Annotated in this window: 22 protein-coding genes and 1 pseudogene; 12 read left to right on the top strand and 11 right to left on the bottom strand. The window is 55.7% G+C overall.

Annotated elements, in window-relative coordinates:
* Positions 1 to 33 precede the first annotated feature (33 nt).
* On the top strand, positions 34 to 1,032 hold the full coding sequence (locus ACZ1HV_RS23565; protein ID WP_472716490.1) for a hypothetical protein: 999 nt from the start codon (positions 34 to 36) through the stop codon (positions 1,030 to 1,032).
* Here ACZ1HV_RS23565 and ACZ1HV_RS23560 read toward each other — a convergent pair.
* A complete protein-coding gene (locus tag ACZ1HV_RS23560) occupies positions 1,005 to 2,204 on the bottom strand; it encodes a pyridoxal phosphate-dependent aminotransferase (RefSeq protein WP_298963739.1) in 1,200 nt (399 codons plus the stop codon). The two genes, ACZ1HV_RS23565 and ACZ1HV_RS23560, sit on opposite strands and share 28 nt — an antisense overlap.
* Before the next feature lie 282 nt (positions 2,205 to 2,486).
* Here ACZ1HV_RS23560 and ACZ1HV_RS23555 point away from each other — a divergent pair, with 282 nt between their 5' ends.
* Complete coding sequence (locus tag ACZ1HV_RS23555; RefSeq protein WP_472716489.1) at positions 2,487 to 4,220, top strand: caspase family protein; 1,734 nt, start codon at positions 2,487 to 2,489, stop codon at positions 4,218 to 4,220.
* Between the two features lie 7 nt (positions 4,221 to 4,227).
* Here ACZ1HV_RS23555 and ACZ1HV_RS23550 read toward each other — a convergent pair whose 3' ends face one another.
* Entirely contained in the window at positions 4,228 to 5,358 is a 1,131-nt protein-coding gene (locus tag ACZ1HV_RS23550; RefSeq protein ID WP_298821696.1) for a hypothetical protein, read from the bottom strand.
* Positions 5,359 to 6,040: 682 nt separating this feature from the next.
* Here ACZ1HV_RS23550 and ACZ1HV_RS23545 point away from each other — a divergent pair.
* Together ACZ1HV_RS23545 and ACZ1HV_RS23540 are read left to right on the top strand one after the other, a co-directional pair.
* Positions 6,041 to 6,277: a hypothetical protein gene (locus ACZ1HV_RS23545; RefSeq protein WP_298821694.1), complete on the top strand. Its 237-nt coding sequence runs from the start codon at positions 6,041 to 6,043 to the stop codon at positions 6,275 to 6,277.
* Positions 6,278 to 6,315: 38 nt separating this feature from the next.
* A complete protein-coding gene (locus ACZ1HV_RS23540; protein ID WP_298821692.1) occupies positions 6,316 to 6,555 on the top strand; it encodes a hypothetical protein in 240 nt (79 codons plus the stop codon).
* A 118-nt stretch (positions 6,556 to 6,673) separates the two neighbouring features.
* On the opposite strand, the gene ACZ1HV_RS23535 is transcribed toward ACZ1HV_RS23540, so the two are convergent.
* Complete coding sequence (locus ACZ1HV_RS23535; RefSeq protein WP_472716488.1) at positions 6,674 to 7,090, bottom strand: VOC family protein; 417 nt, start codon at positions 7,088 to 7,090, stop codon at positions 6,674 to 6,676.
* Between the two features lie 324 nt (positions 7,091 to 7,414).
* Between ACZ1HV_RS23535 and ACZ1HV_RS23530 the strand changes: the two genes are divergently transcribed.
* The 5 genes from ACZ1HV_RS23530 to ACZ1HV_RS23510 all read left to right on the top strand — a co-directional run bounded on the left by ACZ1HV_RS23530 (position 7,415) and on the right by ACZ1HV_RS23510 (position 14,170).
* Positions 7,415 to 8,641: an ABC transporter substrate-binding protein gene (locus ACZ1HV_RS23530; RefSeq protein ID WP_472716487.1), complete on the top strand. Its 1,227-nt coding sequence runs from the start codon at positions 7,415 to 7,417 to the stop codon at positions 8,639 to 8,641.
* Positions 8,642 to 8,776: 135 nt separating this feature from the next.
* Entirely contained in the window at positions 8,777 to 9,670 is an 894-nt protein-coding gene (locus ACZ1HV_RS23525; protein WP_298967020.1) for a carbohydrate ABC transporter permease, read from the top strand.
* The gene (locus tag ACZ1HV_RS23520; protein WP_472715607.1) at positions 9,663 to 10,562 is read left to right on the top strand and encodes a carbohydrate ABC transporter permease; all 900 of its coding nucleotides are present in this window, start codon (positions 9,663 to 9,665) and stop codon (positions 10,560 to 10,562) included. Before ACZ1HV_RS23525 ends, ACZ1HV_RS23520 begins: the two co-directional genes overlap by 8 nt.
* A 10-nt stretch (positions 10,563 to 10,572) precedes the next feature.
* Positions 10,573 to 11,664 carry an ABC transporter ATP-binding protein gene (locus ACZ1HV_RS23515; protein WP_472716486.1) on the top strand — a complete coding sequence of 364 codons (1,092 nt, stop codon included), beginning with the start codon at positions 10,573 to 10,575 and terminating at the stop codon, positions 11,662 to 11,664.
* An 85-nt stretch (positions 11,665 to 11,749) separates the two neighbouring features.
* Positions 11,750 to 14,170, top strand: a complete 2,421-nt coding sequence (locus tag ACZ1HV_RS23510; protein ID WP_472718496.1) for a glycoside hydrolase family 2 protein — start codon at positions 11,750 to 11,752, stop codon at positions 14,168 to 14,170.
* On the opposite strand, the gene ACZ1HV_RS23505 is transcribed toward ACZ1HV_RS23510, so the two are convergent.
* The 5 genes and pseudogenes from ACZ1HV_RS23505 to ACZ1HV_RS23485 all read right to left on the bottom strand — a co-directional run bounded on the left by ACZ1HV_RS23505 (position 14,167) and on the right by ACZ1HV_RS23485 (position 17,487).
* Positions 14,167 to 15,177, bottom strand: a complete 1,011-nt coding sequence (locus ACZ1HV_RS23505; protein WP_472716485.1) for a LacI family DNA-binding transcriptional regulator — start codon at positions 15,175 to 15,177, stop codon at positions 14,167 to 14,169. The genes ACZ1HV_RS23510 and ACZ1HV_RS23505 overlap by 4 nt on opposite strands.
* A gap of 115 nt (positions 15,178 to 15,292) precedes the next feature.
* Positions 15,293 to 15,793: a thioredoxin domain-containing protein gene (locus tag ACZ1HV_RS23500; RefSeq protein ID WP_298822859.1), complete on the bottom strand. Its 501-nt coding sequence runs from the start codon at positions 15,791 to 15,793 to the stop codon at positions 15,293 to 15,295.
* A gap of 29 nt (positions 15,794 to 15,822) precedes the next feature.
* Complete coding sequence (locus tag ACZ1HV_RS23495; RefSeq protein ID WP_298962523.1) at positions 15,823 to 16,497, bottom strand: L,D-transpeptidase; 675 nt, start codon at positions 16,495 to 16,497, stop codon at positions 15,823 to 15,825.
* A gap of 21 nt (positions 16,498 to 16,518) precedes the next feature.
* Positions 16,519 to 17,033: pseudogene (locus ACZ1HV_RS23490) on the bottom strand (L,D-transpeptidase).
* Between the two features lie 127 nt (positions 17,034 to 17,160).
* Entirely contained in the window at positions 17,161 to 17,487 is a 327-nt protein-coding gene (locus tag ACZ1HV_RS23485) for a hypothetical protein (RefSeq protein WP_298822861.1), read from the bottom strand.
* Between the two features lie 457 nt (positions 17,488 to 17,944).
* Between ACZ1HV_RS23485 and ACZ1HV_RS23480 the strand changes: the two genes are divergently transcribed.
* Both ACZ1HV_RS23480 and ACZ1HV_RS23475 read left to right on the top strand, forming a co-directional pair.
* The gene (locus tag ACZ1HV_RS23480) at positions 17,945 to 18,418 is read left to right on the top strand and encodes a DUF3775 domain-containing protein (RefSeq protein WP_472716484.1); all 474 of its coding nucleotides are present in this window, start codon (positions 17,945 to 17,947) and stop codon (positions 18,416 to 18,418) included.
* A gap of 390 nt (positions 18,419 to 18,808) precedes the next feature.
* Positions 18,809 to 19,768 carry an acetyltransferase domain-containing protein gene (locus ACZ1HV_RS23475; protein ID WP_472716483.1) on the top strand — a complete coding sequence of 320 codons (960 nt, stop codon included), beginning with the start codon at positions 18,809 to 18,811 and terminating at the stop codon, positions 19,766 to 19,768.
* On the opposite strand, the gene ACZ1HV_RS23470 is transcribed toward ACZ1HV_RS23475, so the two are convergent.
* Together ACZ1HV_RS23470 and ACZ1HV_RS23465 are read right to left on the bottom strand one after the other, a co-directional pair.
* Positions 19,756 to 21,156, bottom strand: coding sequence for a GMC oxidoreductase (locus ACZ1HV_RS23470; protein ID WP_472716482.1), 1,401 nt, complete (start codon positions 21,154 to 21,156; stop codon positions 19,756 to 19,758). The two genes, ACZ1HV_RS23475 and ACZ1HV_RS23470, sit on opposite strands and share 13 nt — an antisense overlap.
* Positions 21,157 to 21,236: 80 nt before the next feature.
* Complete coding sequence (locus tag ACZ1HV_RS23465) at positions 21,237 to 22,136, bottom strand: phosphotransferase (protein ID WP_472716481.1); 900 nt, start codon at positions 22,134 to 22,136, stop codon at positions 21,237 to 21,239.
* 43 nt (positions 22,137 to 22,179) lie between these two features.
* Between ACZ1HV_RS23465 and ACZ1HV_RS23460 the strand changes: the two genes are divergently transcribed.
* Positions 22,180 to 22,479 carry an Rdx family protein gene (locus ACZ1HV_RS23460; RefSeq protein WP_298822867.1) on the top strand — a complete coding sequence of 100 codons (300 nt, stop codon included), beginning with the start codon at positions 22,180 to 22,182 and terminating at the stop codon, positions 22,477 to 22,479.
* Here the strand turns inward: ACZ1HV_RS23460 and ACZ1HV_RS23455 are convergent.
* Positions 22,449 to 23,777 (bottom strand): alpha/beta hydrolase, encoded by a 1,329-nt coding sequence (locus ACZ1HV_RS23455; protein ID WP_472716480.1) that lies wholly within the window; start codon positions 23,775 to 23,777, stop codon positions 22,449 to 22,451. The two genes, ACZ1HV_RS23460 and ACZ1HV_RS23455, sit on opposite strands and share 31 nt — an antisense overlap.
* Positions 23,778 to 23,829: the final 52 nt, after the last annotated feature.

Raw genomic sequence — 23,829 nt, 5'->3', positions numbered from 1 at the left:
GCTGAAACCGTGGGGACCCCGCCGGACCAAGAAATGACAGCGTTGGCCAAACGTGCAAGCCTGAAGAAGCTTGCCGTTTGGCTGGGGCGCTGCTTGCTTTTGGCGGCACTGATTTTTCTTGCATTCGAGTTGCGCAAGCATTGGTCCGGAATTTCCGAATGGCGCCCGACAGGACAAGACGTTGCGTTCCTTTTTGGCCTCGCTCTCATTTATGCGCTTGCCCTGCTCCTCCTGGCAGAATGTTGGCATTGGATCCTGAAACTTTTCGGCAACCTTCAAAGGAAGCTTGCCTACGCTTCATTTCTGATCACCCAGGTTGCCAAATATCTTCCGGGCAATGTAGCCCATCTGATCGGTCGCGGGCTCTATGTTCGCGGCAACGGTTTGAAAGACGGTCAGATCGTTCAGGCAACATTGCTTGAACTCGCAATCATTCCCTTGGGAGCCATTGTGGCAATCCTGATTCTGGGGTGTGCGGGTCAGCTCAGTTCCGTCCTCCCCTTCATTCCAGTTTGGCTGTGGTGGTTGGGGAGTGCTGCAGTTCTGGCCTCCAGCGCGGTCGGCATAGTCTTCTCAAGCCGGCTTGGCTTGAATTTGCGGCCCTTCCTGTTGGATCTGTCCTTCAGCCTCTGTCTGTCCGTTCTGTTCATGGCACTTCTTGGCGCAGTATTTGCCGCGATTTTTCTGATGCTTTCCTCAGCGCCAGTGGCAACGCTCGCCGGCAGCGCAATTCTCTCCTGGCTCGTTGGCTATCTGACACCTGGCTCGCCGGGGGGCTGGGAACGCGCGAAGCGACACTCTTCGCATTGCTCAGCAGCCTGCAGATGCAGGACGCCGCACTTTTGGCAGCAGCCCTGTTTCGACTTGTTACTGTTTTGGGCGATCTCATTGCTTTTCTGGCCGGCTGGTTCCTGTTCCGGAACACAAACAAAAGCAAGATCTGATCCAAAAAAGAGCGGCAAAAGCCGCTCTTTTATCCGTCAATTGTCGATCGGCAACATGACCTATTTCAGGTTACCGCAGAACCGCTGAATGCGCATGCAGGCCTCTTCAAGCGCTTCCGTGGACGTCGCATAGGAAATTCGGAAGTTCGGACCAAGACCAAATGCCGAACCGTGAACAACTGCAACACCCTCGGTCTCAAGGAGTTCAGTGACGAAGTCCGCATCCGTTTCGATCACTTTTCCGGAAGGAGCAGTGCGCCCAATCGTTCCCGCACAAGACGGGAACACGTAAAACGCGCCTTCTGGAACCGGACAGCTGATGCCGTTGGCCTGATTGAGCATGGACACAACGAGATCACGCCGCGCCTTGAACACTTCATTGTTTTTCGGAATGAAATCCTGTGTTCCATTCAGTGCTTCCACCGCAGCCCACTGGGCGATCGAACAGGGGTTTGATGTCGATTGGGACTGCACCTTTGCCATTGCCTTGATGAGATCGGCGGGGCCGCCGGCATAGCCGATCCGCCAACCGGTCATGGCATAGGCCTTGGATACACCGTTGACCGTCAACGTGCGATCATAAAGGGATGGTTCCACCTGCGCCGGTGTGGTGAACTGGAAATCGTCGTAGACGAGGTGCTCATACATGTCGTCGGTCATGATCCAGACTTGAGGATGCTTGACCAGCACATCGCAAAGCGCCTGCAACTCGGCCTTCGTGTAGGCCGCGCCCGACGGGTTGGACGGCGAGTTGAAGATAAGCCACTTGGTGCGCGAGGTAATCGCCGCATCCAGAGCTTCAGGCGTGATCTTGAAGGTTGATTTGTCAGCCTCCACGATGACCGGCTCACCACCAGCCAAAAGAACCATATCAGGATAACTGACCCAGTACGGCGTCGGGATGATGACCTCGTCACCAGGGTTCAAGGTGGCAATCAGGGCATTATAAAGCACCTGCTTGCCGCCGGTTCCGACGGTGATCTGGTTGGTCTCATAGTCAAGGCCGTTTTCCCGCTTGAACTTGTCGACAATAGCCGCCTTCAACTCCGGGATACCGTCCACAGCCGTGTACTTGGTCTTGCCTTCGTTGATTGCCTTAACGGCCGCCGCCTTGATGTTTTCCGGTGTGTCGAAATCCGGCTCGCCAGCACCGAGACCGATCACATCGCGGCCTGCGGCTTTAAGCTCGCGCGCCTTGTTGGTGACGGCGATGGTCGCAGAAGGTTGAACACGCGCCAATGCGTCAGCAAGAAAGCCCATAATGTCCTCCAGGGGGAAACGGGAATAACAGCGCGCGGACCCTAAAACCGCTGATCGAGTATGACAAGACCCATGAGCCATTTCTCTTACGATGACTTAGAAAATGCCAAGCCCATTGCAGCTGCGGTTTTCGGCAGCCCGGGTTAGCGCAAGCCTTATGACGCAACTCTGATGATGACGTCGCGTTCGCCAAGCCTTGACGGGTCACGCTGCACCGTCCCATGATCGTTCCAGGGAAGAAGAAACGGCATCTTCAAGTCCAGTGCATCGATCGGGGGCTCAATGCAAAAACCAACACTGCTTGGTCTATTGGTTCTGTGCCTTCTCTGGCAGCCCGTCGCTGCTATGGCCGAAAGCGACCGTGTTGCGCTCGTGGTTGGAAATGCCAGCTACCGCCATGCAACGCAATTGAGCAACCCCATCAACGATGCGACCCTGATCGCTGACAAACTGACGGATCTCGGCTTTCGCGTACATCTGGTCAGAGACGCGAGCTTTGAAAAATTCACCGCCGCCTTGAGAAAATTCGAAACGGATCTGAAATCAGCATCAACTGGCATGTTCTATTATGCAGGGCATGGGATGCAGTTTCGGGAAGAGAACTTTCTGCTTGCAACGGACGCGGCCATCATTGATCAGCAGGATGTTGTCACGAGTGGCAAAAACCTAAACGAGATCATTGGAATGATGGAAACGCACGTGCCTTTGAGCCTGGTTTTCATTGATGCCTGCAGAAACAATCCGTTTGCCGACAATCTGAGACAAAAGCTGGCCGGCCGGGCGCGTGCGCTGGGTCTGAGCCGCGGTCTGGCAATCCCTGAGCAAACGGCCAACTCCCTCGTCGCATTCGCGACGAAACCGAATGAAGTCGCGCTGGATGGCGACACCCACAATTCACCCTTCACGACTGCGCTTGCAAAGCACATTGTCACTCCGAATATAGAAGTCTCGACCATGCTGAAACGGGTCACTCGCGATGTGCTGGAGGCAACCGGACATCAACAGCGCCCGGAAGTCGTCGCTTCCATGTCCTCAGAGTTCTATTTCTTTCACAACAGCGCATTGGTCGCCCCTGTGGTAACCTATGACAATGATGTCGAACGAGAAGCTGCTGCCACACTCGCACTCAAGGAAGCTGTCAGAAACAATACGGTTATCGGTTACCGGACTATCCTTGAGCAGTTTCCGAAAACCGCAGCCTCAGATGTCGCTGACAGTCTTCTAAAAGAGCTGCAGCAGGAGAAGACATCCGGCACGAGCAGAGCCTCACAAGAGCAGACGGAACTGACCGTATCAGCACAGACGCTTTTGGATCGCATGAGCGAAGCGAGCCGCACGGGAGCACCTCTGACAGTTGCCAGTACAGCGCCGGACGTTATCGAACAAAGCCTGGGTTTGGGTATTGAGGGCTACAGGAAAATTCAGACGGCACTGAATATGCTTGGCCACGACGCCGGGACCGAAGACGGCGTCTTTGGCGCTAAGTCGCGATCAGCCCTGCGCGAGTTTCAGATTGCCACCAAAATCGAGGACACCGGTTACGTTGACCAGAAAGCGCTCTTGCAACTGATCAAGGTATTTGAGGAAACACCAAAGGTACTGGATGGCCTCTGGCAGCTCCAGGTGCATCGCTTCAACCCGCACCCGGAAGATCCCCACCAGGTGAATGCGAGAACCCATTTATCATCGGCAGATCTTCGGTTTCGCGATGGCCAGTTTTTTCTGTTGGACTGGGCAAATCTCGCAGGCGCCTCGCGGCAGGACGACCGCAATCCCTTTGCCAATTTTCGAGGCGTCGTCTCGCAAGACAAGAAGCTCACCTTACGGCTGGAAGCAGACTATCTGTTCGGAAAAAGAAAAGTCAGATCCGTGGAGATCCTGGGGACACTGCCAGACTTTGTCGCTTATGGTTCCACGTTAGGGTTCACCGGCCCGCGCCTTGAACGCAATGGGCCCAAGGATGAAATGTGGGTCCGGATCGAATTGAAGCGGATACCGCCCAAGAAAACGAATTGAGCGATCCTCAGCTTCTCGTTTCCAGGATCAGCTTGGGTTCATTTGTGGTTTCATCTATCAGCGCACACTTGAAACGTTTTTTCTTGGTTTGACCGTTGAGGCTGCTCACGGAAACCGACAAGGGGACGTCCGAGCTTTGCTTGGCGGATCCGATCAATGCCTGATAATCATTGGCATGAAGCAGAGTTTCGGTAATCGGCCGGTTGTCGATGGCGTCGGATGTCAGATGGTAGGTCTTCATGGCCGCGTTATTCGCAGCAATGATCATGCGCGTTTTGGTGTTGATCACCAGCATTGGAGCACTGCAGACTTCAAAGACCTTGGTGAAGTCGACGTCACCACCGGCATGACCGGCTGAAAAAAGCACGCCGCCCACAGTCCCGCCAACCCGAAAATACATGGCATCGTATTTCAGCTCCAGGCTCTCATTGCTGGCCAGCAGAAACTTGCCCCGGCCTGTAGCGCTCGCGCGTCGCGTCAGCGATGCGAGCGACAGGGAAACGATCGTCCGGCCGACCCTGTTTTGTATGTGGGCAATATTGCGTCCGAGGATCAATCGGGCATCCTCAATTTGAAAACTCTTCAGAAATCCGTCGCTTGCAAATCGCACGTAACCGAAATTATCGACCAGCAACACGACGCGCGTTGATGAGGCAACGAAGTGCTGGAGGATAGGCGCCAACCCGAGCGCGATCCGGCCGGGATTGTCGTCGCTTTGTCCGATTGATGGAAAGCAGATTGCCAGGATTTTTCCATCCGGTAACTCGTACCGATATGCAACGATTGGAATACCGGGAATGCGATGATCGGGACCACCGCCCACATCAAACGGTCCTGCCTGCCCGTCTCTGATCGCACCTTGCACGAGATGCAAAATGGTCTTCCGGTCCTCTGGCGACAAATGCCGCAAGGCTTGGTTTGATGGTGCTTCCTGGAGGTCCGTCACTTCACTATTGAAGCTCTGGGAACCGATTTCATGCCAAATCAGGGTCTTTTTGCTGATGTCTGCAATGAAAAACTGAAGGCCTGCAAGCGCGAGGGCCGGACCGTCTGCATCAAGCGCCGGTGCCTTTACCGGTTCAGCTTTCGAAGCTGTTGAAGTCTCAGCGAGTGCGCTTTGTGCGGCATTCATCGTCATTTCGCTCTTGACCTGTCTTTAGCAAGCTCTCCCGTGACAGACACTATGTGTGACAAATGCAAACAAAGACTAAAACCTTGCCGTAAAATCCAAAAAGATAAGTAGAAATAGCAACATTATTTATAAATATATTCACTTCCAAAAATAAATGAAATGAGTTGTTTACCAACTTAAACAGCTCGACTGTTGACACTTCATGGATAAAGAAATGTCCGGCAATTGAAATCAGACTGGTCTTTGGTCGCGCAGAAATTCAGCTCTCGCCCAGCACCATGCGAAATATGGAGGCTCCTTGCTCTCTGGACGGTTTCGAGCCTTGGTTGGTGGCATACATGAGACGTACGCCATCGATAAGACCCGCGCATATCTCGATTGGCAAATCGGGTTGATCGCCTGAGAATAGTTTGAGAGAGCAAGCACGTCTGGTCACAGGAAACGCCAGAACCGCGTTACAGGCATTTGGTGGCAAAACCCAATACGATCAGGGCGGGCAGCAAGCAAAGAATTGCAACGAAACCGATAGTCCAGCCGCGCTGCACAATGAGCCGTTGAACGGCGTCTTCACACAATTCGAATTTGCCGCAAAATCGTCACGAAATCATACAGCCTCAGTCCGATTCAGGTCTGCGTGGCGGCGCAATTTTCAATCAGATTGCGACCATCCAAAGTGATGGAGGCCGTGATGTCGGTTCAAAAAACACAAACACAAATGAAAAGACTGATGGGAGCAGGCTTTCCACTCGCCTTGCTGTTCCTCTTGGCAACGGTCCTTTTGCTCGGAACAACCTTGCTGCTAGAGCCTGGTATCGGTCTTCCGTTTGCAGCGTTTCTCGCCATGGTCGCTTTAACGCAACTGCTTGGCAGACGCGTTTTCGATGAATTGACACAGGCCTCGAACCAGACAGAGCAAAATCACTAAAACCCAAAATATCCCATCACCGAGAAAACTGGTTGATCATGTCTCGAGTTCAAAACCAGAGCAAACGCAGAGTTGCTTCCCAAAAACACGAATTGAGTGACGCCCGTCCACTCTTACAGGCTATCCTTCTGGGCATCGTCCTGGCGACAGCATTGATTGCAGCGGCCGCAATGGCAAATCCGGACGACCGGACGGATGGCCAGGGCGGCAATAATCCGGAGCAGGAACTGGGTCAAATTCACCAGACTTCGGTTTCTTATCCAGCAAGATCGGAATAACAAACCGATCAAGACAAGGTTGCAAAAAACCAACAACGCATGGCTGATCGTGGTCCTGCTCGAGGCTACTGGCAAGAAGTAGCCTCGATGCTGCGAACCTGGCTTGATTTGCCGGATATTACCACTTCCCCGAATTTTCCATAGACACCCACGGTTCTCTTGCATCGAGCGGGTCACCCTTTTGCAGGAACTCGATGGACTGATTGTCCGGTGTGCGCACAAAGGCCATTCGGCCATCGCGCGGCGGACGGTTGATGGTGACACCTGCCTCCTGCAGTTCCTCACAAAGTCGATAAATGTCATCGACCTCATAAGCCAGATGACCGAAGAACCTTGCCTCCCCCAATTCCTCAGGATCATAGTTCCAGGTCAGTTCAACAGGCGTATCCTCCCCTCCCGGAGGCGCCATCATGACAATTGTGAAGCGTGCTTCAGGTTCGTCGTATCGGGCAGTTTCCTTGAAGCCAAGAAGCTCGAAAAAAGCCATGGATTGTTCAAGGTCGCTGACCCTGAGCATCGTATGCAGATATTGCATTGCTTGATCTTTCTAGTTGAAATTGAACTTTGGATTTTGGGAGGCTGGAAGGCCTAAATGAGCGCTTGGATGACAACACTGTTTGGACACCCTTAGCGACGACCTCACTTGCCGGACTTGTTTTGACGGACTCACTCAGCCGAAGCTCCGAATGATAACGTTTTCCCTTCTTGTCATATCACTTTTGTATTCATTGACAATAGAAAATAAGACGCTTCCATTTTCTCTATTTTTTTCTTACTCTTAGAAGATTTTCTCTTCAAAGTTTGACTCACAATTGACTTTAGGTTTATCGATAAACAATCAGAAATCTGGGAGGATAATATGAAACGACTTTTCCTGGCCACTGCGGTGAGCGCAGCTGCTCTTTCTTTTGCCCATGCGACGGATTTGGAAGTTACGCATTGGTGGACGTCTGGTGGAGAGGCTGCGGCTGTTGCTGAGTTTGCGAAGGCGTTTGACGCGACTGGCAACAAGTGGGTTGACGGTGCGATTGCCGGTTCTGGCGGCACGGCGCGTCCGATCATGATCAGCCGCATCACGGGCGGCGATCCGATGGGCGCCACCCAGTTCAACCACGGCCGTCAGGCAGAAGAGCTTGTTGAAGCCGGCCTGATGCGCGACCTCAGCGACGTGGCGGCGGAAGGCAACTGGGCGGAGCTCGTGCGTCCCTCCAGCCTGCTCGACAGCTGCACGCTTGACGGCAAGATCTACTGCGTGCCGGTCAACATTCATTCCCCGCAATGGCTGTGGATCAACAATGCCGTTTTTGAAGACAACGGCCTGGCCGTGCCGACCAACTGGGACGAGTTTGTCGCCGCAGCGCCCAAGCTGCAGGAAGCCGGTGTCGTGCCGCTCGCCATGGGCCAGCAGCCCTGGCAGACCACGCTTGCCTTCCAGACCCTTCTGACCGCGCTCGCAGGTCCTGAGACCTACACCAAGGTGTTCGGCGACAAGGATGCCGATCTGGCAGGTGGTCCGGAACTGGCCAAGGTCTTTGAGGCTGCGGCAACGGCCCGCGACATGGCCAAGGATTCCAACGTTCAGAACTGGAACGATGCCACAAACATGGTCATCACCGGCAAGGCCGGCGGCCAGATCATGGGCGACTGGGCCCAGGGTGAGTTCCAGGTGGCCAATCAGGTCGCCGGCAAGGATTACACCTGCCTGCCGGGTCTTGGCGTCAACGAAGTGATCCAGACCGGCGGCGACGCCTTCTACTTCCCGCAAGTGGACGATCCGGAGATCTCCGCGGCCCAGGCCGAGCTCGCCAAGGTCATGATTTCCCCGGAGACACAGGTTGCCTTCAACCTGAAGAAGGGGTCTCTGCCGGTGCGCGGCGATGTCGACCTGTCGGCGGCCAATGACTGCATGCGCAAGGGTCTGGAGATCCTGGCCAAGGGCAACATCATTCCGGGCACCGACCAGCTGATGTCTGCTGACAGCAACCAGCAGGTCAACGACCTGTTCGTCGAGTTCTTCAACAACCCGTCCATGTCGGCTGAAGACGCTCAGAAGCTGTTCGCCTCGATCGTCGCCAACGCCGACTGATCCGCACAACGGGCTCCGCCGGTTCCGTCAAGGGGACTTGAGGGCACCGGCGTCCTCCAGCCCTGCGCGCAGTTTCTGCGCGCAGGGACTTCCGGGACACTGCAAGCAGGCTTTTACGGGACAAGGAAGACAGGCATGGCCGCAACCTCAGCCCCAGCCAGATGGCACCGCAACCTGAGTGCCAAGGTGGCGGCAATTCCGATGATCGTCACCGCCCTGGTGGTCTTTATCGGCGGAACCGCCTGGACGGTTCTCTACTCCTTCACCAACTCCAAGCTTCTGCCGCGGGAGAAGTTCATCGGCTTTGGCCAGTACGAACGCCTGTGGAGCAGCAACAAGTGGCTGATCTCGATCGAGAACCTGGCCATCTATGGCGGGTTCTCCCTCGTCTTCTCCCTCCTCATCGGCTTCATTCTGGCCGCCCTGCTCGATCAGAAGATCCGCTTTGAGGACACCTTCCGCACCATCCTGCTCTATCCCTTCGCGCTCAGCTTCATCGTCACGGGCCTTGCCTGGCAATGGATCCTCAATCCGGATTTCGGCATCCAGCATGTCGTGCGCAGCCTGGGCTGGGAGAGCTTTGCCTTCGACCCCCTCTACAATCCCGACATCGTCATCTACGGCATTCTGATTGCCGGCCTGTGGCAGGGAACCGGCCTCATCATGTGCCTCATGCTGGCCGGGTTGCGCGGCATTGACGAGGACATCTGGAAGGCTGCCAAGATCGACGGCATCCCCATGTGGAAGACCTACATCTTCATCGTCATCCCCATGATGCGCGGCATCTTCATCACCGCCATCGTTCTTGTCGCCTCCGGCATCATCAAGGTCTATGACCTGGTCGTTGCCCAGACCGGCGGCGGGCCCGGCATCTCCTCGGAAGTGCCGGCCAAATACGTCTATGACGCCATGTTCCTGTCCCAGAACCTCGGACAGGGCTTTGCCGCCTCCACCATGATGCTGCTCACCGTCGCCGTCATCGTCATTCCCTGGGCCTATCTCGAATTCGGAGGCAAGCGTCGTGGCTGATACTGCATATCTTTCCGGCCCCTCAGGTCCAAAACCCCGGCACATCCTGTCCCGCCGCAACATCATGATCTACGGCACGCTGATCGTCGTCTCGCTCTACTATCTGCTGCCCCTTTACGTGATGGTCGTCACCTCCCTCAAGGGCATGCCCGAGATCCGTCTCGGCAACATCTTCTCGCCCCCGGTCGAGGTCACCTTCCAGCCCTGGGTCAAGGCCTGGGCGGAAGCCTGCACCGGCCTCAATTGCGACGGCCTGTCGCGCGGCTTCTTCAACTCCGTGCGCATCCTCATTCCTTCCGTGATCCTGTCGATCATCATCGCCTCGATCAACGGCTATGCGCTCGCCAACTGGCGCTTCAGGGGCTCGGAGACCTTCTTCACCATCCTGATCGTCGGCGCCTTCATTCCCTATCAGGTCATGATCTATCCGATCGTCATCATGCTGCGCGAGATCGGCCTTTACGGCAGCCTCACAGGCCTGGTCATCGTGCACACCATCTTCGGCATGCCGATCCTGACCCTGCTCTTCCGCAACTATTTTGCCTCCGTGCCGCAGGAACTCTTCAAGGCCGCCCGCGTCGACGGCGCTGGCTTCTGGGGCATCTATTTCCGCATCATGGTGCCCATGAGCCTGCCCATCTTCGTCGTCGCCATGATCCTGCAGGTCACCGGCATCTGGAACGACTTCCTGTTCGGCGTCATCTACACAAAGCCGGACCTTTATCCGATGACGGTGCAGCTCAACAACATCGTCAACTCGACCCAGGGGGTGAAGGAATACAACGTCAACATGGCCGCCACCATTCTCACCGGCCTTGTTCCCCTCACCATCTACTTCATCTCCGGCAAACTCTTCGTCCGCGGCATCGCCGCCGGAGCGGTCAAAGGCTAACGAGAAAACAATGGAAACAAGTATCTCCGTCAAGAACCTCGCCTTAAGCTTCGGACACCTGGACGTGCTGAAGGATCTCAACCTGGAGATCGGCAAGGGCGAATTCCTGGTCCTGCTCGGATCCTCGGGCTGCGGCAAGTCCACCTTGCTCAACTGCATCGCAGGCCTGCTCGATGTCACCGGCGGCCAGATCTTCATCGGCGGCAAGAACGTCACCTGGGAAGAACCCTCAAAGCGCGGCATCGGCATGGTGTTCCAGTCCTATGCCCTTTACCCGCAGATGACCGTTGCCGGCAATCTCAGCTTCGGCCTGAAGAATGCGGGCCTGCCAAAGGCGGAAATCGAGGAACGGGTCAACCGCGCCGCCAAGGTGCTGCAGATCGAACCCCTTCTCGATCGCAAACCCGCCGCCCTGTCAGGAGGCCAGCGCCAGCGCGCGGCCATCGGACGGGCCCTGGTGCGCGATGCCGATGTCTTCCTCTTCGACGAGCCGCTCTCAAATCTCGACGCAAAACTCAGAGCCGACCTCAGGGTCGAGATCAAGCAGCTGCACCAGAAGCTGACGAACACCATGATCTACGTCACCCATGACCAGATCGAAGCCATGACCCTGGCCGACCGGATCGCCATCATGCGCGGCGGGCGCATTCTGCAGCTGGCATCGCCCAACGAAATCTACAACCGGCCGGCCAGCAAATATGTCGCCGAGTTCATCGGATCCCCCACCATGAACTTCTTCGAGGGCGAGCTCAAAGCCGACGGCGGAACCTACAGCTTCACAAACGGCACACTCACCGTCCCCTTGAGCGACTATCAGTTCAAGGAAACAAGCCCAGAACCGGAACCAGCCTGGTTCGGCATCCGCCCCGAACACATGACCTCAGGCGAGGCAGCACAAAACGCCACAGTCCGCATGACAGCATCCGTCGAACTCGTCGAACCCCTCGGATCCGACACCCTCGCACGCGTCAATGCACAGAACCATACCCTTTGGGTCAGACTCGACGGACAGGCAAACATCAAAACAGGCGACAGAATCGACATCGGCTTCGATCCAATGCGCGCAAACATATTCAGCAAAAATAACGAAATCAGAATCTGAGCCGCTCGGAGTTTCAAAAGTGAACTATCACGCCAACGCACAATCGGCAGACAGCCCATCCCCGCAAAAAACTGCAACTCAATCCTTGAACGAAGGCTGGACGTTACGCTGTGCACGAACCGTTGCCGCTGCCCCGGTTACGCCGGACATGAGCTGGGAAGCAACCGTTCCGGGCTGCGTTCATACCGACCTTATGGCGGCTCGTACCATTCCCGATCCATATCTGGACTGCAATGAACTGGCGGTCCAATGGGTCGGCGAATGCGACTGGACCTACGAAACCGAGTTTAATGCGGATCTTGAAGCCGGCACCCGGCACACACTCGTATTTCACGGACTGGATACTGTTGCGACGGTCTCCCTCAACGGCAACGTCATCCTTGAAAGCGAAAACATGCATCGGATCTATCGGGTCGATGTCACGGACAAGCTGAAAGCTGAAGGCAACTCACTGAAGGTGGGTTTCCTGTCGCCCTATCAGCACGAAAAGAAACTGCGAGAAGAATTGGAACCGCGCCCCAATTGTTATCCTGGGCCGGGCAATCTGATGCGCAAAATGGCCTGCAATTTCGGCTGGGACTGGGGTCCCACACTCGTCACGGCCGGGATCTGGCGGAATGTGGACCTGGTCAGTTGGTCGACGGCCAAAATCGACAGTCTTCGAACAGATGTGTCGATGACCGGAGCCGATGGCCGGGTCTGCATTCATGCCGGTATCGACGGGGTGTCCGAAAGCCTCGAACTGGAGGCCCGCATCGGTGACCAGTCCGCATCGACCTTCCTGTCGGACAGTGATGGCTACCTTGAACTCAACTACCCTGCTCCACACCTCTGGTGGCCGCATGGAATGGGTGGTCAACCTCTCTACGATCTCGAAATTTCGTTGAAAAAAGACGGCGAATTGCTGGAGCGGCAAACCAGACGCATTGGGTTCCGGACTATCAAGCTGGACCTGTCCGGCGACGACGACCAATCTTCGTTTACATTTATCGTCAACGGCAAGCCTGTCTTTGTCTTCGGTGCGAACTGGATACCCGATGACTGTTTCCCCGCGCGCATCACACGCGAAAGACTGGCCGAACGGATCGCGCAGGCAAAAGACGCCAACATGAACATGTTGCGCATCTGGGGTGGCGGCATCTACGAAAGCGACGATTTTTACGACCTGTGTGACGAAGCAGGCATCATGGTCTGGCAGGATTTTCTGTTTGCCTGTGCCGCTTATCCGGAAGAAGGCACGCTTCCGGCAGAAGTTGAAGCTGAGGCCAAAGATAACATTTCACGCTTGATGTCGCATGCCTCGCTGGCGATCTGGAACGGCAACAACGAAAACATATGGGGCTTTCAGGCCTGGGGCTGGCAGAAACCTCTGGCCGGAAGAACCTGGGGCGAAGGCTACTATCTGGATCTGCTTCCGCGTCTTGTCGGGGAATTGCATCCAAGCGGCACCTACTATCCGGGCAGTCCCTATTCCGGTTCAATGGAACGCTTCGCGAACGCGGACGAACATGGGTGCCGTCACATCTGGGATGTCTGGAACGAGGTCGGCTATGAAGTTTACGCCAATTATGCGCCGCGCTTCGTTTCCGAGTTCGGCTGGCAGGCCCCTCCGACCATGGCAACGCTCACGCAATCGATCTCCGATGACCCACTGACACCGACATCACCCGGGGTCATGCATCACCAGAAGGCGAGCGAGGGAAACGAAAAGCTTCTGCGCGGCTTGAAGGGCCATTTGCCGGAACCGGGCAATTTCGAAGACTGGCACTTCACGACACAGCTTAATCAGGCACGCGCGATACATTTCGGCATCTCCCATTTCCGCGCACTTCAGCCGCACTGCATGGGGTCGATTGTCTGGCAGTTGAACGACTGCTGGCCGGTCACTTCCTGGGCTGCCATCGATGGGTATGGCCGAAAGAAGCCGCTGTGGTACGCACTCAAGAAAGCCTATGAACCGCATTTCCTCACGGTCCAGCCATCCGAAGGCGGTCTTGCACTCCACATCGTCAACGACGCAAACCTGGAATGGCGCACCCCGGTTTCAATCAAGCGCGTCAGCCTCGATGGAAGGGAACTTGCCGAGCACACAATCTGGCGCGTTTGTGTGGAAAGAAACAAACCAATCAGCGTGCAGCTGCCGGAGAGCATCATAACGCCAAACGACAAATCAAACGAACTGATTGTCGTCACCGCGGATGGCTGCAAGACACATCATTATTTCCAGGAAGACATCAACCTCAAGCTGCCGGAACCGCGTCTCAGGCTCGACATCGAGGCTGGCGCATCCATCACCAGGGTCATCGTGACAGCGGAAACGTTCCTGAAGGATCTTTGCCTCTTTGCCGATCGCATTGGTCCGGACGTTACTGTCGATCGGATGCTCGACACGCTTTTGCCGGGTGAAACGCTGACCCTTGAATTGGAGAACGCGACAGACCTTTCGCTTGAGGATCTCACACCTCCAGGTGTAATCCGAACCGCCAACACATTGCTGGCGTCCTAAAGCAACTCCGTTTTCACGAGTTGCTGCAAGACGTTCGGAGCCTCACCCTCAATCTGGCGGATCAACATATCCGCCAGGTTCCAGCCGGCGTCGAGCCTTGAAAAATACGAGGTGATTGGCCGCTTGGCGAGATAGTCTCCGAGATTGGTGCCACTGCGTACGGAAAAGTTGAAATCCTGAATTCGGTCTGCCGCAGCGTCGCGAACGCCTCTGCGTGCGCCCATCAGCACAATATCGTTGACGCAGACAAAACTGTCCGTATCGGTTGTCCTGACCAGTTCGGCAGCTGCCTCCCGGGCAACATTCGCCTGTGGGTCAAGATTGCGCACAAGTGCCTCCCGATAGGAAAGTCCCTCTTCGGCAAGAGCTTTCTTGTAGCCAGCCATGCGCTGCAGAACGTATGTGAATTCGGACGGACCGTCGAGCAGCGCAATGTTCTTGTGACCGAGCCGGACCAGTTCCTTCGTTCCCTGCCAGGCAGCAAACTCATTGTCGACGTCGAAATAGGCATGCTGCGAGAAGAGCTCGGTTCGCCCGAAGGTGACGAAAGGCAACTCCATTTCCAAAAGATATTTGGCGCGTATGTCCTGCGGCGTCGTATGATCCATGATGACCCCGTCAGTGGCGCGGCCTCTGACGAGTTTTTCCAGTTCCCGGATATCCTCACCGCCATTCGGCGCGATGATGGTTTGCACGGAATAGTCCGAGTTTGCGCATCGCTGATGAATGCCCTGCAATATTCCGAGGAGCGTTGGATCGCCGATTTCCGTATCGGTTGGAAAGTTGAGCAGCGCGGTCAGCACGAAGGTTCGGCCGGTACGAAGCTTCACACCTTCCATGTTGCGGACATAACCGAGCTCTTCCGCGACGCGGTTAACCTTCTCGGTCATTTCAACGCTGGTTTTAGGCGACCCATTCACAGCACGCGCAACGGTCGTCACGGACACACCCAGCCGTTCGGCAATCATCTTTAAGGTGACATTCTTGCTGGAAGACGGGCCGGGCATGGACTGGTAGAAACCGATTCAGATGAAACAAATTTGAACGACCAGAATAGCCCGGCACATCCCCCGACTGCAAAGCAAACGTTGAACAGAATGATTTGTGGCTACAACGCCCCGCCTAGCCCGCCAGTAGCCTCTCAAAGGCGTCTTTCAGCTGATAGGAACCTTGCTGGCCCTGAACGATGTCCTGCAGTTCACCGGCCTCGTTAAAGAGCAGAAGAGTGACATGCTGCGCTCCGTATCGATTGGCAAATTCCCGGCCCTTCTGGGTTCTGATATTGGCGACCACATAGTCAATTTGCCGCCCCTCAAGCATGTCGAGCGCTTTGCGTGTCTCGCGCTGAAGCGCAAGACACATGGAACACTGCGGATCATGTATCTGCACGATGGTCGAGACCCCGTTGCCGACACGGTCAAGATCATGCTCATGCATGGTTGTCATCACGTTCTGGGCGAAAACGTAGCCCGTACCACCCAGGACCGCCGCGCCTATGGCAACGTTTCGGACCAGCCGAAGCATACCGCGTCTGTCCACGCCGGTTTCTGAAGCTGGTTGATGGGAGACCATAGCTGACGTGCGTTTGGCCTTGTGATTGGTGTTTTTCCGTTGTTTCTTCATCGGTCACCTGTTTGAAAATGTCTTCTGTCTCAGGTCACGAGGATCCCGGCACCTGAGCGCACGCGATCGTAAAGATCGATCACATCCTGATTGACCAGCCTCACGCAGCCCGATGACACAGCACGGCCAATCGAGGCCGTTTCATTCGTGCCGTGCAATCGATAAAGCGTGTCGACATTGCCCTGGAAAATGTAGAGCGCTCTGGCCCCCAGCGGATTTTCCAGACTTGGCGCCATTCCACCGTTCCTGGCACTATATTTTGCAAGTTCTGGCTGGCGTGCGATCATCTCGTCCGGCGGTGTCCAGGTCGGCCACGGCCGTTTCCACGCGATCCTTGCCCGGCCCGACCATTCAAAGCCTTGCCGGCCAAGTCCGACGCCGTACCGCATGGCAGTCCCTTCCGGCTCGACAAGATAAAGGTAGAAGCGGCTGGTATCGACCACCACCGTGCCGGGCTTTTCCTGTGTCTGGTAAGGCACTCTTTGTCGCCTGTACTGAGGCTTCAAGACCTTCGGATCCACAGCAGGGAGCGGAAATTCCTCATTGGGACGCGATCCGTAATTCAAGACGAATTCAGGATCGACGCGCGGTTGAACGGGCGCTGGCAAGGGAGCCTTGGCCGTCGGTGCGCAAGCTGCCAACGACAGTCCGGCGAGACCCAGCCCGCCCGATAACACCTGACGCCGTGTCACATATTTATTCATGTATTTTGGTCCGAACGCCTCTTAAAGAACCACAACACGAGTTCCCACAGGGACCCGGTTGTAGAGGTCGACCACATGATCATTGATCATGCGAATACAGCCGTTCGAGACGGACCTGCCGATTGAGGACGGCTGGGTGGTTCCGTGGATCCGGTAGTAGGTATCCCGGCCGTTCTTGTAAAGATACAGCGCTCGGGCACCGAGCGGATTGTTGACACCGCCGGGTACACCATTGGCGTAACGCGCATATTTTTGCGGCTCACGGCGGATCATGTTCCGGGTCGGCGTCCAGCTCGGCCATTCAGCTTTGCGCTGGATGATTGCCGATCCCTGGAAGGCCAGGCCGGCCTTGCCAACGCCGACGCCGTAACGGCGTGCCCGGCCCCAGCGTTCCATCAGGTATAGAAAATGGTTTCGCGGATCCACGACAATGGTGCCAGGTGTGTAGTTCAGGGAATAAAAACCCTTTGGGGCGCATATTCCGGATTGAGTTTGAATGTTTTTTTGAATTTGGCCGTATGATGGGCACTGGCCATATCTGCGTTTGCAACGACCAGTGCTGCAGCACCGCCGAGCAGCAGCTCTCTTCGGTTGAACATCTGAAGTCTCCTGAAAATCTGAAAATGCCGACCGGAAAACCGGTCAGGTGATCAAATCAAACTTTCAGGTATTGGGCGGACGGGGCTCGAGACGGCCAGAAACGGAACTGCGTCTGAGCGGCCGCGTCGTATCGAGCCGCTCACGCGTTTCAAAGGTCTCCAAAAGGCCTGAGCCCATGACCGCCTTGCAGTCCGAAGACTTGCAATAGGTCGGTTTGGTGTCCGCGACAGCCTTGTCTTCGCAGCATTCGTCTTCAAGCTGAGCAGCTTCACCGACGACATAAACCGAGATTGCTTCAGGCGCTGCCTGATAAAGATCTACATTGCCGCGCGCAAGGCTTTGTTGCGCGCCTGCCAAAAGAAGGCCGACAATGAGCAGAATCCGAAACATGACAGGAGGTTACCGGCGAATCCTGACAAAACCTATACAACCCACTTCACACTCCCGTGAGCAAGCACGCAGCTTGTCAGGCTGCCTCAGCCCCGGCTGAAATGTTTCTTCTGTCAGAAAAGCTGGGGTCCGACACGCATGCACCCCTCAGCATGAATGCCGGACCCCGAGCGCCCGGTCCGCCCCCGGAAAAACAATCTGTCCAGCTTAACAAGCTTGGCGCCAATTCCAAGCAGGAAACGCACCTCACCGCTTTGGCGTTGATCCCGGTCAAGGACAGGATTTTGTTTGTCGTGCAAGTAAACCAATAGGCCAAAGTGTCTGCAAGACGGATTGGGTTTGCTGGCGTGGAGGAAACAAAAATCAACTCAAGTCCCGTTCAGAGGATCTGGTTGCCGGGGATAACCCCGGAAAAATCCATTTCAGACCGGGTGACGGCAAAACAGGAATTCGAAACATGACCATTGCCAACGATGAAAAGTGGATCGATAAAGAAACATCGGGTTTGTCGGAGGCAACCATGGATATCGACCTCACCATTTCCGCGGATACGGTCCGCCTGTTCGCCCAGAAAGCGCGCGCAGTCGCTTCCTCAATACAGGATACGTTTGAAGACGGGCATGAAGGCGATGTAGAATTCGACGCTGACACGCTGGAAGAAAGCCATAGCCACGATGGCCTTGCCGAGGAAGAAAGCGAAGACCTTTCGGACGAGGAACTCCGTGAACTGATAGAAGATCTCAACGTCGACGAGGCAGCGAACCTTGTGGCCATCACATGGATTGGCCGCGGTGACTTTGAAGCCGAGGATTTTGACCAGGCCGTCACTGAAGCCAAAGACAGGGCAGTCGGATCCACAGCGACGTATCTCCTAGGCATGCCACTTCTTGCTGACTATCTGGAAGCAGGCTTGGACGCACTTGATTTTTGAATTTTTCATCGACCCCGAAATACTTCCCTAAGGTCAATAGCGGAGCTGTGATTTCGCCCTCTACTCCACAATTAAACGGTTTCCTTGGGAAAACCGGTTTGAGGAGTGTTTCTTGTCTTTCCCCGAGCGTTCGATTGTCGCAGTCTCATTGATGGTGATGGGAGCAGGGAGCTGAGTGAAATGCTACAAGACCCGACGAACCGTGATGCTTTGACAGTTCATCGACCGTCTCCGTGGCCGTATGTCGGAGGCATGATGGCAGCGACCGCTTTGATCACGACACTGGTCATCGCTTTCAGCAGCTAAACGACCCCACGAAATCCGAACTGAATTGTCAGGCGTTCCCGGTTTTGCGAACCGGTTGATCAGGTTTCTGTCCGGAAAGTACATATGACCACGAAGCGATTGGCCGTGCTTGATCTCGCCCGTGGCCTCGCAGTGGTCGCCATGGCGATCTATCATTTTTCCTGGGATCTATCCTGGTTCGCGTTCGTCGACTGGCCTGTGTCTCAGGGAACCGGCTGGCGAGTGTTCGCAGCTTCCATTGCTGGCAGCTTTCTGTTCCTTGCGGGCGTCAGTCTCGATCTCGCGCATAATGACGGCATTCGCTGGCGGCCATTCTGGCGGCGGTTTGCGATGATCGCGGCAGCCGCCGCAGCTGTGTCACTTGTTACCTATTTCACATTTGGCGATAGTTTTGTGCGTTTCGGGATCTTGCATTCGATCGCACTGGCCAGCCTCATCGCCTTGCCTTTCGCCAGAGCGCCTCTCGCCCTCAGCGCTGCCGCATCCATAGTGTTTCTGACACTTCCATTTTGGGCAAAATCGCAGATTTTGGATGGTCCGCTCTGGCTGTGGACCGGACTCGGAACCGTTGGTTATCCGAGCGTGGATTACGTTCCCATGGCACCGTGGGCTGGGGTCACACTCGCAGGCCTCGCCGTTTCACGAACCTTTCGCAACTTGAAACTCTGGACCAGATTGTCGGAGTTTCGCCTGCGCAGTGCTTCTGCAAGTTTCATTCGTGCCATGGGACGCCATTCAATGGCAATTTACCTGCTGCACCAACCGGTGCTTTACGGGCTCGTATGGACAGCAGCTGCAGTCGGGCCCGATTTGGATCGCTCTGGCAAAGCGTTCGTCCGCAATTGCTCGCTGGCCTGCGAGGACAGTCTTGGAACGCCCGGCATCTGCCGGTCCGCATGCACCTGTACTCTTGAGCAACTGAAAGCGGACAACACCTGGGAGGCTCTCCAGGAGGAGCCGCAGAACCAGTCTTTGCGCAGCCGGATGAACACCAGCTACGCCCAATGCCTTGCAGACGCAGAGCTTGCGCCTCAGGCCGACTGAAGCGCGTGATCGCACGACTTAAAGGCAAGCGCGAGAGCGGTCAATGTTGGGTTCACCGCAACAGGTGCCGGAATGACGCCGGCGCCCGCCAGATAGAGATTGTCGAAACCGTGGACCTTCGCGTTGCAATCGGAGACCCCTGACGTTCCTTCGCAGTCCATTCGACACGTCCCGACCAGATGCGATGTGCCGGCAGGCACCCAGACGGGTTCTCCTCCCCTCCGCCACGGACCAAGCTTTTCACCAAGATGGCGAATATCGTCTTCCAAACGCTGCATCCCTTCGCGATCTCTCTCCGAAAAGGAATACGTCACCGAGATTTTGCCGTCATCATTGAAAGAAAGGGAATTCGCTTGATTGAACTCGACAGGCAAAAAGGCTTGGAATTCCAACAAGCGGTTCGGATTGTCGACCGCTTCCACCACGGGAAGCGGACACGTATCCCGCAAAACCTGAATGTGCCAGGGCACGTTCTGCGTCGGGGCAATCCAATATCTGGGCGGGACATCATCGCGGGCGGGTGTGGATGCCAGCTCGGGAGACAAGACAAGTTGCGCGAAATAGAGCGCGTGGAAAGAAAATCCGCGCCCAAGGGCTTCGGGTCTGATGCCTGACTTGTGGAGCAAGCGCGGAGTTCCAAGTGCACCACCTGCAATGAGGAAGATACCTGCGCTCAAGACCTGATCGTTGGTGTCGCCGCTCTGGACTGCTGCCACACCGGTTACCTTGCCGTTTTTGTACAGTATCTTGTGCGCAAGAGCCGGAGCATAAATCCTGATCCGTTCGCGAACGTCGCGATCGACTGCGGTCAGCAGATCTGCAGTTCCAGCGAAATGCAACCCGTCCCCTTTTGCTCTGCTGCCCGAGAACGGCAGGCTTTGCAGTGTGCGCCCCTCCCCTCGAAGTCCGGGCAAAAGCCGTTCCTTGATGTTTGCGCCAACCCTGGATCCAGTAGCAGCATTGGTCGTAACCTGAAGGGCTGTTTCCGCTTCACCGTAATAGTCGTTCCATTGAGCGTCTCCAAGGGCATCAAAGCGCTCAAACACCGATGCTCGTGGACAATTATTGGTCCACAAGACACCTTGGCCGCCGATTGCCGCCGTGTCGGCAATTCCAGGCAGGACAGCATCTTGACCCGACGCCATGACCGGCTGCAAAAAGGGTTCTACGGCCCCAAAAAAGGCATCAGGATCGTGTTGGAACCCGGGTTGATTGCGAAGATGAGAACCGGAGGGATCCGTAATCGCTTCCCCCTGCTCAAGCACGGCGACGGTCAGCCCTTTTCTTGCGAAACGGATAGCACAAGAGACGCCTATCGGGCCGGACCCAACAATGACGACGTCGGTGTGCGTATCTGTCATCTGTTTGGGCAGATCTAGGATTTGCATCGACCATTTTCCTCCGGCCCCCGGCAAGTCTGTGGCACCGGAATGGTAACATCATCTCTGTGCTGGGCAATCCACCGGTGTCAGGCAAACGGTCGGCTTAACTGACCTATGTGCCGCACGGCACGTGAACATCGTTCGCTTGCGTAAGTATAAAGGTCTCGCGCGCTTTCGAGCGCCCAAAGTGCCGAAATGGCGTCGCAGCGGACTTTCATGAAGAGAAGGTCTTGCTGTGTCCAAGATGCTGGCTGAGATGTGGCGTCCCGATATGACGTCAGAAAGATCTGCTCCTGGGACCGCGTGAAACTCATTTCCAATGCGGCATAGGCAACATCCCAAAGCGGATGCGCCATTGCAGAAAACTCCCAATCAATAAAAAGGAGGGTCTCGGAGTTCGTGAGACAGTTTCCCGGTGAGACATCTCCATGACTGGGTACCAAAGTGTCAGTGTTCACTGGACCCATTGTGTTTTCCACAAACCTGAGCACTTCAGAAAGATCGGGAACTTTCGCCACAATATCACCGATGCTTCCAAGGCCCTTGATTTGCGCAGCAAGAACTCGATCGGGGTCCAGATGGCCCTGAAAGGCGAGCTTCGAGCCGTGCAGTGCGGCAAGTTGCGTTCCCAGCTCTTTTGCAAACGCTGACGGGGCGAGACTTTCTTGTTCCTGTGCGCGAGTGACAAGCACGCCGTTTTCAGGATTGCAATAAATGGCAGGCAAGGCGAGGTTGATCTTTGCCGCAAGCCCCATGTTGTGAGCTTCTGCGATCCGGTCCAAGGTTCCGGCCAATGACGGCCCAGGCACTCTTACAAAGAACCGCCCCTTTGAAGTCTCTGTCCGAAAAACCCTGTTGGTCAGCCCTGCTGCAGGCACAGATGAGATGATCTCGCCCAGCACTGCACGCAGTTCCGCATCCCGGGCCGAAAGCAGAAGGAGGTCGGATGCAATGGTGTCTGGTGTTTGAACGGAGGACTGTGGCACAAGCTCTAAAAAGATCATCCTGAGAGAAAGGTATCAGGACGCTATGGCCAACGTCCCTTCGCCCCATATCATCATCACCTATTGCCGCCAATGCAATTGGCTGTTGCGCTCAGCCTGGATGGCGCAGGAAATTCTGACAACATTCTCCGAAGAAACGGGAACGGTCTCGCTGGTACCGGGCACCGGGGGAACCTTTACGATAACCTGTGAGGAACAAACCATTTGGGATCGAGCGTCTGATGGCGGATTTCCGGAGGCCAAGATCCTGAAACAGCGATTACGTGACCAACTCTGGCCCGAAAGAGATCTTGGTCATTCCGATAAACAGACAAGAACAGATTGATCGGTGGCAGACCGGTCATGCCCGGCATAGATAGTCCCATGCCAGGCACCTGCTTGATATGCTGGCTCAGCGCAAATTGTCCTGGATCCAGCTTGCTGCCATCGCTTCCCGGAATCTCGCTCAGGGCAATGGCCGGGCGTATCATAGACAACTCGTTTGACCTGCGTCCCGCGTGACAGAAGTTCATCTACATCGGAGAGCGGTGCGACCGGATCATCGTTTGTCAAAATCGCAAAGATTGGCGTCTCCACTTTTGTCACGTCGTAGAGCCCTTGCTGCTTCAAGGACAGCGTTCTCGCAATTGCTGAAATGTCTTCAAATCCTGCCTCTGGTTCCAGTCCGAAGCGGGCGCGCACTCCATCCATGTTGTATTCCGGAAAATGCGCATAGGCCTGAGGCGGCGCCATGAGAGAGCTGTGTATCGGACCGCACATATAGACGACGCCGGCCAGATCCAGTTCGGGACGGGCGATCCACGCACGTGCGACCGGATGACCGCCAAAAGACGCTCCCTGAACGAAGAGGTTCCTGGCGTCGATTTCCGGCATGGTCTTCAAATGCTCGACGGCAGCGACATGCAATTTGTCGAGGTCCGGGCTGAACCGCCATGCCGCAGATTCCCCCATGCCCGGCAAGTCCAGGGACAGCATGGCGATGCCACGAATGGAAAGCTGTTTTTCAAAATATGGTAGCAACTCTTCCTTGGCGACATCCGATCCCATGGAGACCACCACTGCGGGCGCCGGCTCATTGGTCGCAGGCAAGTGCAACCAGGCTTTGAAGGAGCTTTCTTCGAATGGAACGTCGATTTCCCGAATGCGAAGCTCGTGGTTTTCTGCAAGCGCTCCGTAGCTTTCATGCGCAAGATCTAACGCTGCACGCTGCAGTGGATCATCTGTATGAGGTGAAGAGGCTCTCAAGAAATAGGTAACAGCAGCTCTGTACCTTGCGACCGCATCGGCTGATTTGCCATTTTTCGCAAAAACCTCGCCCTCGCGCATTGCCTGCTCACCGGCCGAGCGCCACTCTGCAAGCCAGCTTCCTTCACCCTGATAGGCCGGATCATCCGGAAGCTCCCGGTCGGCACCGGCTGCCGCGATGCGGCTCAGTACTGTTTCGATTTCCGCTCTGTCTCCGCCGATGTGCACCCAGCTGTCTGGCTCAACCGGATGATACCAGCTGCCTTCCTCGGGCGCTCGAAATCGTGTGCCGTCAATCTCCTGTGCCCCAACCTGACCACTGCCCAAAAACACCGCCGCACAAAAGAGCGCACCACAAATTTCATAGCCAAAACGCATCATCGCCTCCTTATTGTCAATCTTGGTTGACAATTGACAATGTGGGGACGGC

It is taken from the genome of Roseibium sp. JB4-4, assembly GCF_055693425.1.
This window is presented reverse-complemented; position numbering and strand designations above follow the sequence as displayed.

Coding starts and splice junctions, on each gene's coding strand:
- ACZ1HV_RS23565 (WP_472716490.1), top strand. CDS start 34: ATGACAGCGTTGGCCAAACGTGCAAGCCTGAAGAAGCTTGCCGTTTGG.
- ACZ1HV_RS23560 (WP_298963739.1), bottom strand. CDS start 2,204: ATGGGCTTTCTTGCTGACGCATTGGCGCGTGTTCAACCTTCTGCGACC.
- ACZ1HV_RS23555 (WP_472716489.1), top strand. CDS start 2,487: ATGCAAAAACCAACACTGCTTGGTCTATTGGTTCTGTGCCTTCTCTGG.
- ACZ1HV_RS23550 (WP_298821696.1), bottom strand. CDS start 5,358: ATGACGATGAATGCCGCACAAAGCGCACTCGCTGAGACTTCAACAGCT.
- ACZ1HV_RS23545 (WP_298821694.1), top strand. CDS start 6,041: ATGTCGGTTCAAAAAACACAAACACAAATGAAAAGACTGATGGGAGCA.
- ACZ1HV_RS23540 (WP_298821692.1), top strand. CDS start 6,316: ATGTCTCGAGTTCAAAACCAGAGCAAACGCAGAGTTGCTTCCCAAAAA.
- ACZ1HV_RS23535 (WP_472716488.1), bottom strand. CDS start 7,090: ATGCAATATCTGCATACGATGCTCAGGGTCAGCGACCTTGAACAATCC.
- ACZ1HV_RS23530 (WP_472716487.1), top strand. CDS start 7,415: ATGAAACGACTTTTCCTGGCCACTGCGGTGAGCGCAGCTGCTCTTTCT.
- ACZ1HV_RS23525 (WP_298967020.1), top strand. CDS start 8,777: ATGGCCGCAACCTCAGCCCCAGCCAGATGGCACCGCAACCTGAGTGCC.
- ACZ1HV_RS23515 (WP_472716486.1), top strand. CDS start 10,573: ATGGAAACAAGTATCTCCGTCAAGAACCTCGCCTTAAGCTTCGGACAC.
- ACZ1HV_RS23505 (WP_472716485.1), bottom strand. CDS start 15,177: ATGCCCGGCCCGTCTTCCAGCAAGAATGTCACCTTAAAGATGATTGCC.
- ACZ1HV_RS23500 (WP_298822859.1), bottom strand. CDS start 15,793: ATGAAGAAACAACGGAAAAACACCAATCACAAGGCCAAACGCACGTCA.
- ACZ1HV_RS23495 (WP_298962523.1), bottom strand. CDS start 16,497: ATGAATAAATATGTGACACGGCGTCAGGTGTTATCGGGCGGGCTGGGT.
- ACZ1HV_RS23485 (WP_298822861.1), bottom strand. CDS start 17,487: ATGTTTCGGATTCTGCTCATTGTCGGCCTTCTTTTGGCAGGCGCGCAA.
- ACZ1HV_RS23480 (WP_472716484.1), top strand. CDS start 17,945: ATGACCATTGCCAACGATGAAAAGTGGATCGATAAAGAAACATCGGGT.
- ACZ1HV_RS23475 (WP_472716483.1), top strand. CDS start 18,809: ATGACCACGAAGCGATTGGCCGTGCTTGATCTCGCCCGTGGCCTCGCA.
- ACZ1HV_RS23470 (WP_472716482.1), bottom strand. CDS start 21,156: ATGCAAATCCTAGATCTGCCCAAACAGATGACAGATACGCACACCGAC.
- ACZ1HV_RS23460 (WP_298822867.1), top strand. CDS start 22,180: ATGGCCAACGTCCCTTCGCCCCATATCATCATCACCTATTGCCGCCAA.
- ACZ1HV_RS23455 (WP_472716480.1), bottom strand. CDS start 23,777: ATGCGTTTTGGCTATGAAATTTGTGGTGCGCTCTTTTGTGCGGCGGTG.